This is a genomic window from Metallibacterium sp. (assembly GCF_054637675.1).
The window spans coordinates 1-12,438 of sequence record NZ_JBTSRB010000065.1; the positions used below are offsets into that span (position 1 = coordinate 1).

General features: G+C 63.9%; 20 protein-coding genes, 1 tRNA gene, 1 other RNA gene and 1 riboswitch. Of the genes, 14 read left to right on the forward strand and 8 right to left on the reverse strand.

Translation table 11 applies throughout. The features are described from left to right. Together ACYDAT_RS14360 and ACYDAT_RS14365 are read right to left on the reverse strand one after the other, a co-directional pair. Positions 1-347: IS110 family transposase (locus ACYDAT_RS14360; protein ID WP_461450970.1), on the reverse strand; the 347-nt coding region annotated here is incomplete at its 3' end. A 127-nt stretch (positions 348-474) separates the two neighbouring features. Then, the gene (locus ACYDAT_RS14365) at positions 475-903 is read right to left on the reverse strand and encodes a hypothetical protein (protein WP_461450972.1); all 429 of its coding nucleotides are present in this window, start codon (positions 901-903) and stop codon (positions 475-477) included. A 208-nt stretch (positions 904-1,111) separates the two neighbouring features. Between ACYDAT_RS14365 and ACYDAT_RS14370 the strand changes: the two genes are divergently transcribed. The 5 genes from ACYDAT_RS14370 to ACYDAT_RS14390 all read left to right on the forward strand — a co-directional run bounded on the left by ACYDAT_RS14370 (position 1,112) and on the right by ACYDAT_RS14390 (position 5,048). Then, positions 1,112-1,729 (forward strand): site-specific integrase, encoded by a 618-nt coding sequence (locus tag ACYDAT_RS14370; protein WP_461450974.1) that lies wholly within the window; start codon positions 1,112-1,114, stop codon positions 1,727-1,729. A gap of 68 nt (positions 1,730-1,797) precedes the next feature. After that, complete coding sequence (locus ACYDAT_RS14375) at positions 1,798-2,160, forward strand: type II toxin-antitoxin system RelE/ParE family toxin (protein ID WP_461450976.1); 363 nt, start codon at positions 1,798-1,800, stop codon at positions 2,158-2,160. After that, positions 2,157-2,489, forward strand: a complete 333-nt coding sequence (locus ACYDAT_RS14380) for a helix-turn-helix domain-containing protein (protein WP_461450978.1) — start codon at positions 2,157-2,159, stop codon at positions 2,487-2,489. The genes ACYDAT_RS14375 and ACYDAT_RS14380 overlap by 4 nt, the downstream gene beginning before the upstream one ends. Before the next feature lie 140 nt (positions 2,490-2,629). Beyond that, the gene (locus ACYDAT_RS14385; protein ID WP_461450980.1) at positions 2,630-3,628 is read left to right on the forward strand and encodes a restriction endonuclease; all 999 of its coding nucleotides are present in this window, start codon (positions 2,630-2,632) and stop codon (positions 3,626-3,628) included. A gap of 4 nt (positions 3,629-3,632) precedes the next feature. Continuing rightward, a complete protein-coding gene (locus ACYDAT_RS14390; protein WP_461450982.1) occupies positions 3,633-5,048 on the forward strand; it encodes an RNA-guided endonuclease InsQ/TnpB family protein in 1,416 nt (471 codons plus the stop codon). Here the strand turns inward: ACYDAT_RS14390 and ACYDAT_RS14395 are convergent. The 3 genes from ACYDAT_RS14395 to ACYDAT_RS14405 form a co-directional block, all read right to left on the reverse strand. Further along, complete coding sequence (locus tag ACYDAT_RS14395; protein ID WP_461450984.1) at positions 5,000-5,335, reverse strand: HigA family addiction module antitoxin; 336 nt, start codon at positions 5,333-5,335, stop codon at positions 5,000-5,002. The genes ACYDAT_RS14390 and ACYDAT_RS14395 overlap by 49 nt on opposite strands. A gap of 46 nt (positions 5,336-5,381) precedes the next feature. After that, a complete protein-coding gene (locus ACYDAT_RS14400) occupies positions 5,382-5,660 on the reverse strand; it encodes a type II toxin-antitoxin system RelE/ParE family toxin (protein WP_461450986.1) in 279 nt (92 codons plus the stop codon). Between the two features lie 275 nt (positions 5,661-5,935). Further along, positions 5,936-6,010 (reverse strand) — tRNA-Val (locus ACYDAT_RS14405). A gap of 164 nt (positions 6,011-6,174) precedes the next feature. On the opposite strand from ACYDAT_RS14405, the gene ACYDAT_RS14410 reads away from it, so the two are divergent. The 5 genes from ACYDAT_RS14410 (at position 6,175) to ACYDAT_RS14430 (ending at position 8,372) form a co-directional block, all read left to right on the forward strand. Beyond that, the gene (locus ACYDAT_RS14410; protein ID WP_461438539.1) at positions 6,175-6,417 is read left to right on the forward strand and encodes a hypothetical protein; all 243 of its coding nucleotides are present in this window, start codon (positions 6,175-6,177) and stop codon (positions 6,415-6,417) included. Positions 6,418-6,446: 29 nt separating this feature from the next. Continuing rightward, a riboswitch (Fluoride riboswitch) is annotated at positions 6,447-6,522 on the forward strand. A gap of 60 nt (positions 6,523-6,582) precedes the next feature. Beyond that, complete coding sequence (gene crcB / locus ACYDAT_RS14415) at positions 6,583-6,972, forward strand: fluoride efflux transporter CrcB (RefSeq protein ID WP_461438540.1); 390 nt, start codon at positions 6,583-6,585, stop codon at positions 6,970-6,972. A 12-nt stretch (positions 6,973-6,984) separates the two neighbouring features. Beyond that, a complete protein-coding gene (locus tag ACYDAT_RS14420; protein ID WP_461438541.1) occupies positions 6,985-7,314 on the forward strand; it encodes a DUF190 domain-containing protein in 330 nt (109 codons plus the stop codon). A 56-nt stretch (positions 7,315-7,370) separates the two neighbouring features. Beyond that, the gene (locus ACYDAT_RS14425) at positions 7,371-7,994 is read left to right on the forward strand and encodes a histidine phosphatase family protein (RefSeq protein WP_461438542.1); all 624 of its coding nucleotides are present in this window, start codon (positions 7,371-7,373) and stop codon (positions 7,992-7,994) included. 66 nt (positions 7,995-8,060) lie between these two features. Next, positions 8,061-8,372 (forward strand): hypothetical protein, encoded by a 312-nt coding sequence (locus ACYDAT_RS14430; RefSeq protein ID WP_461450988.1) that lies wholly within the window; start codon positions 8,061-8,063, stop codon positions 8,370-8,372. Between the two features lie 671 nt (positions 8,373-9,043). Here the strand turns inward: ACYDAT_RS14430 and fur are convergent. Continuing rightward, the gene (gene fur / locus ACYDAT_RS14435) at positions 9,044-9,517 is read right to left on the reverse strand and encodes a ferric iron uptake transcriptional regulator (protein ID WP_461438544.1); all 474 of its coding nucleotides are present in this window, start codon (positions 9,515-9,517) and stop codon (positions 9,044-9,046) included. Between the two features lie 69 nt (positions 9,518-9,586). Between fur and ACYDAT_RS14440 the strand changes: the two genes are divergently transcribed. Continuing rightward, on the forward strand, positions 9,587-10,027 hold the full coding sequence (locus ACYDAT_RS14440; protein ID WP_461438545.1) for an outer membrane protein assembly factor BamE: 441 nt from the start codon (positions 9,587-9,589) through the stop codon (positions 10,025-10,027). Positions 10,028-10,033: 6 nt separating this feature from the next. Here the strand turns inward: ACYDAT_RS14440 and ACYDAT_RS14445 are convergent, their stop codons facing one another. Both ACYDAT_RS14445 and ACYDAT_RS14450 read right to left on the reverse strand, forming a co-directional pair. After that, a complete protein-coding gene (locus ACYDAT_RS14445) occupies positions 10,034-10,324 on the reverse strand; it encodes an RnfH family protein (protein ID WP_461450990.1) in 291 nt (96 codons plus the stop codon). Next, positions 10,317-10,748, reverse strand: coding sequence for a type II toxin-antitoxin system RatA family toxin (locus ACYDAT_RS14450; protein WP_461438547.1), 432 nt, complete (start codon positions 10,746-10,748; stop codon positions 10,317-10,319). The genes ACYDAT_RS14445 and ACYDAT_RS14450 overlap by 8 nt, the downstream gene beginning before the upstream one ends. Positions 10,749-10,790: 42 nt before the next feature. Here ACYDAT_RS14450 and smpB point away from each other — a divergent pair, with 42 nt between their 5' ends. The 3 genes from smpB to ACYDAT_RS14465 all read left to right on the forward strand — a co-directional run. After that, positions 10,791-11,276, forward strand: coding sequence for an SsrA-binding protein SmpB (gene smpB, locus ACYDAT_RS14455; protein WP_461438548.1), 486 nt, complete (start codon positions 10,791-10,793; stop codon positions 11,274-11,276). 84 nt (positions 11,277-11,360) lie between these two features. Further along, positions 11,361-11,713: a transfer-messenger RNA gene (ssrA, locus tag ACYDAT_RS14460) on the forward strand. A 256-nt stretch (positions 11,714-11,969) separates the two neighbouring features. Next, positions 11,970-12,438 (forward strand): tyrosine-type recombinase/integrase (locus ACYDAT_RS14465; protein ID WP_461450992.1); only part of this gene is annotated, 469 nt, incomplete at its 3' end.

Genomic DNA, 12,438 nt, shown 5'->3' on the forward strand with positions numbered 1-12,438 from the left:
CTCAGGTCGTCATTGCGCAGCGCCCGTACCAGCATCACCGCGTCGCGCCGATCCGTCTTCACCCGGTCACCCGGCTTGCGCGCCAGCCGCGAGGGCGCACACACCGTGCACGCAAAACCCTTCTTCGTCAGATACCGGTACAGCCCGTAGCCACAGGGTCCGGCTTCATAGACGAAGACCACACGGGACGCCTTGCTCTGCATCCGGGTGCACAATCGGTCGTGGTCACGTTCCAGAACGCCGATGTTGCCCAAGCTCTGCACTTCGCCCATGTCGATCGCGTACGCCGCCACGTTCGAGTCTTTGTGCACGTCCAAGCCTACAAACACAGTGCTATCGTTTTTCATGCTGACCTCCGCGGTGAAAACCGTTCATGAGCGTAGCCTCGTCTCGCTCCTGCGGCTCTGGCATCACGCCAACCCGCGTCTTGGTCTCCGCGGAGGTCAGCGCCTAACCAGGCGAAAGTCATACTGTCTAAATCGGCCGCTCTTGCGCCATTTGGCGGCCCAGGACGATGACCTCGAGAGTATTATTTGCCGCTTCGGCGACCTCGAGCTCCGGCGAATACTTGAAGGTCACGTTGTTGAAGCTCCTCTTCCGGCGGCTTCCCAGATCCACGTGATAGTCGTGCCAGTCGTCGAACCAGCGCTCGGCCGAGTCGAGTTGACCCGCGGACGCGGACGCGAGTTTGATGCGCACGGCCGGGAGGAAGCTCCCGCGTACCCAGTCGGCGAATTGCTCGGTAAACCCGAGGATCATGTCGCTATCCGACTTGAGGCTGGTGCGTCCCTTGATCACCAGCGCGCTTTCGAAGTCCATGGCAGAAAGATCCTCCTCGTGGACCACTTGCGAGAACTTGCAGCGCACGACAACGCGAGCCGACACCGCGAACGGCGGATTCACCTGGATGCCCCCACTCGGGAGGCGTTTGACAACGCGAGTTCCTTGACCTCTTGCGCAAACAGCTCCGACAGGCGCGCTACGCGCTGGTGGTGCGCCGCGTTGGCCAGTTCGCGCACGGCAACGGTGCGAAGTGCACCCTCGTTCCAGCTGATGTACGCGTGAGCTCAACTTGCTGTCAGCGGTGATCAATTGGGGAATCAAGGAGCGCATGATCGCCCTGCCTGGCAACCCAGTGGCATCGGTTCGCCGCCCGGCCGCTGTGCGCGCCCGCGATCGGCGCCTCGAGGCGGGCGAGGAGGCTCGCCTGCTCGAAGCCCTTGGGGACCGCGCCGGGACCGTCAAGGGCGCCAAGCGCAGCGGCGGCTATCGAGTCGGCACGCGCAATCCGTGGATGCGTCCGCTGGTGCTGTTCGCGATCGAGACGGCCATGCGCCAGGGCGAACTGCTGGCGCTGCGCTGGGAGAACATCGATCTCAAGGCACAGACGGCGCATCTTGAAGACACGAAGAACGGCGAGTCGCGGACGGTGCCGTTGTCGAGCCGCGCTGTGGCCGTTCTGGAAGCGCTGCCGCGCAGCAGCGGCATGGACGAGCGGGTGTTCCCGGTCACTGCACAAGCGGTCAAGCTCGCCTGGAAGCGCGCCACGAAGCGCGCCGGTCTCGAGGATCTGCACTTCCACGACCTGCGGCATGAGGCGACCAGCCGGCTGGCCGAGAAGCTGCCCAACCTGATCGAGCTGGCAGCGGTGACCGGCCACAAGGATCTGCGGATGCTCAAGCGGTACTACCATCCGCGGGCAGCGGATCTGGCGAAGAAGCTGGGGTGAGCGGGCTTGCTCGTTCTCATGTCGCGCTTGTTCGGCTTTTGGTATAATATTTGATACAGGAGTTATGCGTGACGGCATCATCCGGCCAGCAGCCTGAGAAAGAGCTTCGATGGATAGGTTCCGCGCTCGAAGATCTAAAGGCGTTCCCGGATGATGCGCGCCGAAGCGCGGGATTCCAGCTTCGCCGCATCCAGCGCGGCATGGACCCTGAGAATTGGAAGCCCTTCGATGAACTCGGTGCAGGCGTCCGCGAAGTGCGCCTTGCCGAAGACAGCGGAGCCTTTCGGGTGATGTACGTCGCCAAGTTCGCCGAGGCTGTCTACGTGCTTCACTGCTTCCAGAAGAAGAGCCAAGCCACGAGCAAGCCGGACAAAGCCATCACTGAAGCCCGCTACCGCGCCGTGGTGGCGAGCAGGAAGAAACCGCGATGAAGATCGATACCGCCGTGCGCCATGTCACCCGACCGGGCGCCAATCTTTTTCTGGACCTTGGCTTCGAGCCGAGCGAGGCCCAACGCCTGCAAGCCATCTCGCGCAAACAGATTGACGAGGCGCAGGCACTCAAGGAGCAGCTCATGGCCGAGATCGCTGCCTGGATTCAGGAGCATCACCTGAAGCAGGCGCAGGCCGCCCAGATCCTGATGGTGTCGCGCCCGCGTGTTTCGGACGTCGTGAACTTCAAGACGTCCAAGTTCACCATCGACACCCTGGTGGAAATGCTGACGCGCGTCGGAAAGCCTGTCCGTCTGGCAGTCGGCTGATCGTGCTCCTCATCAGCTTGATGCTGAGTTGCTGGGCGTCAGGAGCGCACCCGGAGAACTCAGCGAAGCCGTTGCCGCGAGCGATGTAGCCGCCCGACAAACTGAAGCTGGATGGATGCGAGCATGCCGCCAGCATCAGCGTGACGCATGCCGCGCCGAATACCAAGTATCGCTTCATCGTTGCCTGCGTTCTTGTCCATCCATTGTGGAGCAAGCGCCGTATTTCTGCTCAATATCTCGCTGCTTCCATCTTGCTTGACGCCTCCCGAAGTCACGGCCATCGTACAGAACGTGCGGCAAAACAGGTGGCGACGATGGCACGCCGGAAGAAGTCGAACGGAGTTGAAGCGATTGCGGGCGGCCTGCTGGCGGCGCTGACGCGCCGGAAGAAGTCGAACGGTGTTGGCGCGCTGGCAGGCGCCCAACTGGTCCAGTTGGACCCATACGGGAAGCCACAGGGGGAGAGGTGGTTGAAGGAGTTGGATTACTTCGTCCAGCAACACCTGAAGCCCACGCTTACAGCGGCGGAGCAGGTCACCCTGAGCCAGAACAGAGTGGAAGTGCTGAAAGCGATCGACGTGCAGGTTGCCGCGGTTACGGCCACCCAGAATCCGTTTGCGAAGTTCGCAGATGATTTCACGCCCAGGGAATTCGAGACCTTCTGTGCCGAGACCCTTCGAAAGCACGGCTGGGACGCTCGAGTAACGCAGCAGAGCCGCGACCAAGGCGTCGATGTCGTCGCATTCAAGGCCAGCCGTCGCGTGGTGGTCCAATGCAAGCTCTACTCCAGTCCGGTCGGTAACAAGCCGGTTCAAGAGGTCGCCGCCGGCCGTGCTCACGAGCAAGCCGACTTCGGGATTGTGGTTTCAAACAACAGGTACACGGCGGCTGCCGAGGAGTTGGCGAAGACTAACCGCGTGCTGTTGTTGCACTACCGTGACCTTCCGAATCTCGATGCCATCTTGGATCGCCACGAAGGAATCAGGACGATGACGACCCCGGTGGCCATGAGTCACAACGGAGCGTGCCGCGTAGCGGCCGCGCGCCAGCCCACCTCGGCGTTGCGCGCGAGCGAGGCGGACGTCCGGCGGAAATCAGCCCTTCGTCTCACACCGTGCGACGGGGTCGCGGTGCAATGACACCATGAGTGCAGTCCTGCCCGTTGAAAACCCGCCGGGGATCGAGCGCGCCTACCGCATGCGCGTGTATCCCACGCGGGTGCAGGGGCGCCAGCTCGCGCAGCTCGTCGGCGCGACACGGTTCGTGTGGAACTGGGCGCTGGCCAGGCGTAGCTCTGCGTATCGTGCCGACGGCACGAAGCTCAACTGGATCGCGCTGTCGCGCGAGTTCACGCAACTGCGCGCCGCGCCGGACACGGCCTGGCTCGGCGACCTGCCGCGCGAACCGTTCAACCAGATCCTGCGCGACCAGGAACGGGCCTTCGCGGCCTTCTTCGCGAAGCGCGCGAAGTACCCGCGCTTCCGCCGCCGCGGCGTGCCGCATGGCATCCGCTTCACCATGGACCAGCGCCGCGAGCAGCTGGATCGCGGCGAGGAAGGCAAACGCTGGGCCCGCGTGAACCTGCCGGGCCTCGGTACCCTCAAGCTGCGCCGCACCGAGGAACTGGCCGGGCGGCTGCGCAGCGTCACGCTGCGCCGCGAAGGCCAAGCGTGGTACGCCAGCATCACGGCCGACGGCGTCCAGGCGCAGGCCTGCGCGCCGACCTGCGCGCCGGCGGCGCGCGCGGTACTGGGCGTCGACGTCGGCCTCAAGGATCTGGTGGTGCGCAGCGATGGCCAGCGCGTGCCGGCGCCGGCAGCGCTGAGATCCAGCCTGGCGCGCCTGCGCCGCTACCAGCGGCACTACGTGCGCCAGCGCGATGCTGCTGCCCGGCGCCAGGGTCTGGACCCAGCCGCGCCCTTCCCCAAGGGCACGCGCATCCAGGTCTCCAACCGCATGCGCCGCACCCAGCAGCGTGTCGCCGCGCTGCATGCGCGCATCGGCGCCGTGCGCCGCGAGGCACTGCACCGCGCGACCACGGACATCGTCCGTTGCGCGCAGGTCATCTGTCTCGAGGACCTGGCAGTGAAGGCCATGGCGCGCGGCATGGGGCGACGGTCGTTTCGGCGCTCGGTGGCCAACGCCGCGCCCGGCGAGCTGCGCCGCCAGATCACTTACAAGGCCCAGTGGGCCGGGCGCCAGATCAGTGTCGTAGACCGCTGGTATCCCAGCAGCAAGACCTGTTCGGCGTGCGGTGCAGTCAACAAGGCGCTCACGCTGAACCAGCGCCGCTGGACCTGCGCGGTCTGCGGCACCGAACATGACCGCGACGACAACGCGGCAACGAATATCGAGCGCGAAGGCCTGCGCTTGATTGCTTCACCTACCCCGATGAGCGGGGGAATCGACGCGCGGGGAGATCTCAGCGCGGTGGCGGAGGCGCAAGTCATCGCGCTGCCGCAGCACCGCCGATCGCTGAAGCGCGAACTTGTCGCCAGGCGCTGCGCGCCTCACCGCCCGAAGCGCCGGTCTGGAACCGGCGGCAAGGGCGGGGCGTGAGACTCAGAATCCGCTGTACGGATGGGAAGCACCTTGGGCTGCTTGCGCTTGCTGGCTATCCACAGGTCGTGCTGCGCCTGCAGGCTGACCCACAATTCAGCGCTCGTGCCGAGTGCCTTCTCAAGGCGCATAGCCATGTCAGCGGAAATGCCGTTGGTGCCATTCAAAATTCGGGAAAGGGAAACGCGAGTCACATGGAGGCGGTTCGCCGCCTCAGTTACCGTGATGTCGCCAAGGAATTCGCGCAGCACCTCGCCCGGATGGGCAGGGTTGTGCATGCGGATCATGTGCGGCTCCTAAAGTTGTCGAGAGTTGTCAGTTTGTCGAAAGTTGTCAGTGATAGTCGGTGTAATCGACTAGCACGGCGTCCTGCCCCTCAAAGGTGAAGGTCAGGCGCCAATTGCCATTGACCTTCACCGACCAGTGCCCTGCAAGTTTTCCATGCAGAGGATGCAGGTTCCATCCTGGGGCATCCATATCACGTGGTTGTGTCGCAGCGTTGAGCGTTGTGAGCTGCAGCCGAAGTTTGTTCTTGTGCGCCGGCTGAATGCCAGAAGTTGCGCCGGACGTGACGAATTTTTCTATTCCTTTATGCCTGAATTGCTTGATCATATACAGTATAACCTCTTATTATTTATTAATTTATTTGAGCATTGTATATGATCGGTACACAGTTGTCAAGACTGCGCTGTTCAAGCGCGCCATGAAGTGCTGGCGCCCGCTGCCGGTGGCTATAGCCATCCCATCGCCACGTCGGAACGTTGCAGACGGTGCGCTACGGGTGCGCACCGGGTGTTCATAGCCACTGTGTAGCCACGGAACCATGGAAAAGGCCCGGTTTTGAGGCCGGGCCTTGATTCAAAATGCTTCGTATGTGCTTGATTTTATGGTGGGCGGTATAGGGATCGAACCTATGGCCCCTGCCGTGTGAAAGCAGTGCTCTACCGCTGAGCTAACCGCCCGCGAGCCGCGCAGTTTACGCAGCAGAGCGGCGACGGTCAACGCGCGCGGCGACCGGGTTCGCGTGCTGTGTCAGCGGCTTGTTCGCCACAGTTGGCGCGCCTCGCGCGGCCGCCTATGATGGCGCTGTGCAGCGGGTAGCGGCCCGCACCGGGGAGAGACATCGATGCAGCGCTGGATCAAGCTTCCGGATGGACGTTTCGTGGATGCCGCGCGCGTGGCATTGATCGGCAAGCCCGAGGGTTATCAGCGCCTGGACGAGGAAGGCAACGATCTCGGCCCGGCGGTGACACTCAACCTCGGCCTGGATTTCCAGCGCGAGCACCAGCTCACCGTCAACGGCACGCGCGAGGAAATGAGCGCCCTGCTGAAAGCGCTGATGGCCGCCACGGGCAACGGCAGCGCGTGAACTTTCGCCGCGCGCGCGGCTCTAATGCCTTGCCCACGGGAGAAGGCATTCCTCCCGGCCTCGCGGCCGAACCACCCAACACCGGTTGATGATGCCTGCTGTACCGATTCGCTCGGCGCGGCAGGCATTTTTGTGGGCGTGTGAAACAGCAACTTGCAGAGGAGCATGATGAACCCCACTGTTCTTGCCGGTATCGGTATCGGCGCCGCGCTGGGCGCGTGGTTGCGCTATGCCTTCGCCTTGATGCTCAACCCGCTGTTCCCCACGCTGCCGCTGGGCACGGTGGCCGCCAATCTGCTGGGCGGGTTTCTGATGGGCATCGTGATCAGCAATTTCCCGCCCTACATGGGCCTGCCGGTGGAACTGCGCCTGGCCTTCGCCACCGGATTTCTGGGCGGGCTGACCACGTTTTCCACGTTTGACGCCGAGTCGGTGACGCTGTGGTTGCGCGGGCAATGGGGCTGGGCCTTGGCGCATACAGGCGTGCACTTGTTGGGTGGCATCGGTTTTTGCCTGGCAGGTATCGGGCTGGGCCGTTTGTTGACCCGTCACTGAGAGGAGAACCCCATGATCGGATGTGCGCTGCGCTTTTACATGCATGAAAACCAGAAGCACAAAGGCAAGCTGGTCTACGAATGGCTGCTGGAGCAGGCCAAGCGCCGCGGCATCCACGGCGGCTCGGCGTTTCGCGCCATCGCCGGCTTCGGTCGGCATGGACATCTGCATGAGCAGGCGTTCTTCGAGATGGCCGCCAACCTCACCGTGCTGGTCGAGTTCGTGGTGAGCAAGGACGAAGCCGACACGCTGATCGCGCTGGCCGAGGAAGACAAGGCGCCGCTGTTCTGGAGTCGCTATCAGGTCGAGTACGGCAACACCGTGCCGCACGCATCGACGTGAACACGGCGGCGGCGCCTCGCGCTGCCGCACTCCGCAAGCTTGGAAAGGAGCACGACATGAGTCTCGAATTGCTGTTGATCCGCCACGGCGAAGTGCCCGGCATCGATCCACCGCGTTTCCGCGGGCGCCAGGATCTGGCGCTGACCGACCTGGGCAAGGTGCAAGCGCATGCGATGGGAGAATGGGTACGTGACCATTTCAACGTGAGCGCGATTTACGCCAGCCCGCTGTCGCGCTGCATCGACACCGCCAACACCATCGGCAATCCGCTGGCGCTGAAAGTGCAGGCCAGCATGGATCTGACCGATACCGATTACGGGCGCTGGACCGGACTGACCGATCTCGAAGCCGCGGCGCGCGATCCTGAACCTTTTCGCGCGTGGATGCACGACCCCGGCATCAATCCGCCGCCCGATGGCGAAACCCTGCGTCAGGTCGAGGTGCGCGTCGTCGGCGCCCTGCACACCATCCAGCGCCATCACGCCAGTGGCAGCGTGGTGCTGGTGACCCACGATGCCATCATCCGCGTGCTGATTCTGCATGTGCTGCAGGCGCCGCTCACCCATTACGCCAGCCTGCGTCAGGATCCGACCGCGGTGAATCGGATCGAGGTGCGCGCCGACGGCGGCTATCGCATCGCCCTGCTCAACAGCACCGCGCATCTGGCGCGCGCGGCGTGAGCATGAAATAGGCTTCATGCGCGGCGCGATCGCCGCGCTGTTGTTCCCGCGAGCAAGGAGACTCCCATGCGCATACGACGTCTGGTTCTGGATGTTGACAAGGCTTTCGCGCAACCCGGCCTGCTCGATGTGGCCGCCGCCACGCAAGGTCAGTCAGCACTGGCGGGCTCCAGGTTCTGGCAACAGGCGGCATCACGAACATTCACATGGAGCGGCGGACCGTCGCTGCCGGGTGCAGCCAGCGATCCGGCCCTCGCGGTGGTTCTGCAGGATCGAGTGATGCTCTTGGGCGTCGAGGAATGGATGGCCAAGGCCATGGCGTGGATCGCGACGAACAAGGTGATGCTGCTGGCAACATGGAGGGGGATCGAGCCATGAACAAACCACCTCTGATCCGCACTGTCACGGCGCAAGCGCCAGCGACGCGGACGCTGACGATGACCCGAAGCACGGGAGAGACACTGCCCGTGGACGTACCGCGCCTGATCAAACGCTACAGGTAAGCGCCGCTGCGCACGGGCACGATTCCGCAAGGTCAGGGCCGACACCTGGGGCATGCCGTGCTGTGGGCAGACGGCGTGGACATGGGCGCCGATCAGCTTCATGAGCTGGCGCGCGAGCATGCCGGCGAGTGAGACCATGAGCGCTTCGCCGCATGATGGCCGATTACCGCACCGGCAGCCGCCATCGTCAGCGCACTCAGTCACCCACCGAACCCGCGTGACCACATTAGCCGCGTGGCCAGCGACGGGATGGGTGTGACGCCCATGCCGCATTCTAGGAATCTTTCCAATTGCCGCGCCCTTAGCGCCGCATTTACATTTACTTCATGTTTGGGGGTGTCGCCATCGGAGTGTGGCGGCTGGCAAGCGCCGTTTGGGGCGGTCCTTGCCAAGCGGGTGGTGAACCCGCTGCGCGGCTATGGATCGCCGTTGCGCGCCGCAGGTCAGGATGACCGCGGCGAATTGCCTGGCTTGGGGAGCCGGGTTCGCGGGTGGTCAGGGATTGCCGTCCGCGTCTATCGATGTGACGCCCGCCTTGCGCGGGCGTCACTTCTTGGCGCCGACGCTGCGCGTGATCGTCTTGGCGACGGTGGTTTCCGGTGTCACGCGCGGCGCGGCGCGGCGCGCGCGCACGTACAGCACCAGACTGTGCTCTTCGAGATCATAGCCATGGCGCTGCGCGATCGCGCGCTGCAGGCGCTCAATGTCTTCGTCCACGAACTCGATCACCTTGCCGCTGTCCAGATCGATCATGTGGTCGTGGTGGCGTCCGCGGTTCAGCTCGAAAACCGCCTGCCCGCTTTCGAAATGGTGCTTGTTGACGATGCCGGCCGCCTCGAACTGGGTGAGCACGCGGTACACCGTGGCCAGACCGATGTCTTCATTGTGCTCGACCAGATGCCGGTAGACATCCTCGGCAGTGAGGTGGCGCGGATGGCCACCCTGCAGGATGGTGAGGATGCGCACGCGCGGATGCGTGACCTTCAAACCGACGCGGCGCAATTCCTGCGATTGATCCACGGTGCAACGCCCCCGATCGGCTTCGGCGGCAGTGTATCATCCGGTCCTTTGAACGCTGGCGCAGGGCGCATGCAAACCATCAATCGTACGCGGGTCATCATCTGGGCCATCGCACTCGCATCCGGCTTCGCGCTGGGCGGCTGCGGCATCCTCTACAAACCGGACGTCCAGCAAGGCAACCTGATGGAGCAGGCCAAGGTCAATGAACTCAAGCCCGGCATGACCAAGCGTCAGGTGATCACACTGCTGGGCGCGCCCTCGGTCGTCTCGCCGTTCGACAGCAGCCGCTGGGATTACGTGTCCACCTTCCAACACCGCGGCGGCAAGGTTCGGGAGCGCAAGCTCACGCTGATCTTCAAGAACGACACACTGGTGCGCACCGAAGGCCATTTCTTCGCGGAGACGCCGCAGGAGATGCTCAAGGCCAGCAAGGCCTTCGAGGGCGATTACATCCCCAGCACGCCGGACAACGGCGGCCACAGCGCTGACAAGAAATCCGGCAGCGGCTGAGTCGGTTCAGCGGCGCGCCGCGCGCAGGCGGCGCGCCTGCATCGGTGTCAGTGTCAACGCTCGATACACCTCAACCCGGTCGCCATCGCGCAACAGGTGCTCGGGCCGCACCACGCGGCTGAAGATGCCGAGATTGCCCGGCTCCTGCCAAGCGGCCTCGGGATGCTCCGTGCCCAGGCCGCTGCGCGTGATCGCATCGCGCACGCAACTGCCGGACGGCATCAGCAAGCGCCGCATGAAAGGCGCGCCCGTGCGCGGCGCGAACACCACCTCCACCGCCAGATCGTGCTCAGCCATAGGCGCGCCGCGCCTCGAGGCAAAAATCATCGACCAGTCGATCGGCCAGGCCCTGAAAGCCCAGGCGCAGCGCCGGGCCCCACAGGCGTCCGGCGAAAGCAAAGCCCAGGTCCAGCCCGACGCGGCAGCCAGCATCGCCCAGCGGCGTGAAGCTGAAGATGCCATCCAGCGCCTGCAGCGGCCCTTCGATCAATTGCATCTGCAAACGCTCGGGCGGTGACTGCACGTTGCGCGTGGTGAAACTTTGCACCATGCCGGCAAAGCGCAGGTCCAGACGCACGATCTGGTAGCCCTCGCCGCGCTCCAGCACGCGCGCGTCGGCGCACCATGCGAAACGCATGGGGTATCCTTCGACCTTGTTGACCAACTCATACATCTGCGCCGGCTTGAACGGCACGATCGCGCTGCGCTGGATTCGGGTCACGGCCTGTCTGCTGCGGTTGCGGCAAGCCACCATTGTACGGATATGAACAAGCCCAAAGCCAAGGTCTCGGGCGGCACGATTGCGCTCAACAAACGCGCCCGCCACGAATACCACATCGATGAGCGCCACGAAGCCGGGCTTGCGCTGCAAGGCTGGGAGGTCAAGGCACTGCGTGCCGGTCGCCTCAACTTCGGCGACGCCTACGCGCTGATCAAGAGCGGCGAGCTGTATCTGTTCGGCGCCTCGATCACGCCGCTGATCAGCGCCTCGACGCACGTGGTCGCCGACGACCGGCGCACGCGCAAGCTGCTGCTGCACCGCGAGGAGATCGACAAGCTGATCGGCGAGGTCGAGCGCAAGGGCTACACCCTGATTCCGCTGGCGCTGTACTGGAAAGGCCGACACGTCAAGATCGAGATTGGTCTGGCCCGCGGCAAGCAGGAACACGACAAGCGCGCCAGCGAAAAGGAGCGCGACTGGGACCGTGAAAAGCAACGTGTGATGCGCGCCAAAAATCCGCCTGCGTGAACCCCAGGCATGCCGCAGGCGCACGCAGCCCTTGAGGCCCGCGCCGCGCACCCGCATACTGCGCTGGCAAGACCTATCGCAACCGGGGGTGTTCCGGCTTCGACGGGGGTAGTGAGATAGTTTGGTGCATGCCGAGGGGGCAGCTTTCCTCGTTAATCCAGCGGCAAAACCACAGACGCCAACGACGACGTCTACGCACTGGCCGCTTAAGGCCTAGCCCCGAACCCACTTGTGCCTGTGCTCGTGGATGTAGGGTCATTATCACAGGATCGCTGCCGATCGCCGCCTGCCGGTCGATGGCTAGACTTAGTGGGCTGGTTTCCCGGTGCGCTTCGCACATCGTTCTGCCGGGAAGCGAGATTCAACGGTGAGCTAAGCATGTAGTACCGGGCGTCAAACGCCTTCGGACGCGGGTTCGACTCCCGCCACCTCCACCATTTCGACTTACCAGATCATCCCGCAAATACCTTCAAGCCCGCATTCCAGCGGGCTTTTTCTTGCCTTTACTTCCCCGAAGGCATCCAGGATTTCCCTTATTTTGTGCCAAGTCTGGCGGTATCGTGTGCGGCACTGGCCAGCGCTGGCGGTATCGCCTGCCACGGCCGACACGATCAACAGACGAGGTGCAAGGCCATGCTGACACCTTCAGCAGTCGCCAACGCCAAGCCGTACAAACTCACCGATGAGCGCGGCATGTATCTGCTGGTGCAGCCCACCGGCGCACGCCTGTTCCGTTTCAACTACCGCCGCCCCGGCACCTGCAAGCGCAACACGCTGGCCCTGGGAATGTTTCCTGACGTGTCCTTGCGTAAAGCCCGCTACCGCCGGGATGAAGCACGCGCGATGCTTGCGGACGGTATCGACCCGAGCGCCCAGCGCAAGGCCGTCAAAGCGGAGTGCTCAAATACTTTCGAGGCCATCGCCCGCGAGTGGCACGCCAAGCACAAGGCCAAGTGGACACCAAGCTACGGCGCGGAAATCCTGCGTCGCCTTGAAGCCAACGTGTTCCCCCACATCGGCGCGCAGGCCATCGGCAGCGTGAACGCCCCGGACATTCTGGCCGTGCTGCGCCGGATCGAAGCGCGCGGCGCCGTGGACCTGGCGCACCGCCAGCATCAAGTCTGTGGGCAAGTGTTTCGCTATGCCGTAGCCACCGGGCGCG

What these genes read in the sequence shown, in the direction of transcription:
- ACYDAT_RS14370 (WP_461450974.1), top strand. Translation starts at nt 1,112, where the DNA reads ATGATCGCCCTGCCTGGCAACCCAGTGGCATCGGTTCGCCGCCCGGCC.
- ACYDAT_RS14380 (WP_461450978.1), top strand. Translation starts at nt 2,157, where the DNA reads ATGAAGATCGATACCGCCGTGCGCCATGTCACCCGACCGGGCGCCAAT.
- ACYDAT_RS14390 (WP_461450982.1), top strand. Translation starts at nt 3,633, where the DNA reads ATGAGTGCAGTCCTGCCCGTTGAAAACCCGCCGGGGATCGAGCGCGCC.
- ACYDAT_RS14395 (WP_461450984.1), bottom strand. Translation starts at nt 5,335, where the DNA reads ATGATCCGCATGCACAACCCTGCCCATCCGGGCGAGGTGCTGCGCGAA.
- ACYDAT_RS14400 (WP_461450986.1), bottom strand. Translation starts at nt 5,660, where the DNA reads ATGATCAAGCAATTCAGGCATAAAGGAATAGAAAAATTCGTCACGTCC.
- ACYDAT_RS14410 (WP_461438539.1), top strand. Translation starts at nt 6,175, where the DNA reads ATGCAGCGCTGGATCAAGCTTCCGGATGGACGTTTCGTGGATGCCGCG.
- crcB (WP_461438540.1), top strand. Translation starts at nt 6,583, where the DNA reads ATGATGAACCCCACTGTTCTTGCCGGTATCGGTATCGGCGCCGCGCTG.
- ACYDAT_RS14420 (WP_461438541.1), top strand. Translation starts at nt 6,985, where the DNA reads ATGATCGGATGTGCGCTGCGCTTTTACATGCATGAAAACCAGAAGCAC.
- ACYDAT_RS14425 (WP_461438542.1), top strand. Translation starts at nt 7,371, where the DNA reads ATGAGTCTCGAATTGCTGTTGATCCGCCACGGCGAAGTGCCCGGCATC.
- ACYDAT_RS14430 (WP_461450988.1), top strand. Translation starts at nt 8,061, where the DNA reads ATGCGCATACGACGTCTGGTTCTGGATGTTGACAAGGCTTTCGCGCAA.
- ACYDAT_RS14440 (WP_461438545.1), top strand. Translation starts at nt 9,587, where the DNA reads ATGCAAACCATCAATCGTACGCGGGTCATCATCTGGGCCATCGCACTC.
- ACYDAT_RS14445 (WP_461450990.1), bottom strand. Translation starts at nt 10,324, where the DNA reads ATGGCTGAGCACGATCTGGCGGTGGAGGTGGTGTTCGCGCCGCGCACG.
- smpB (WP_461438548.1), top strand. Translation starts at nt 10,791, where the DNA reads ATGAACAAGCCCAAAGCCAAGGTCTCGGGCGGCACGATTGCGCTCAAC.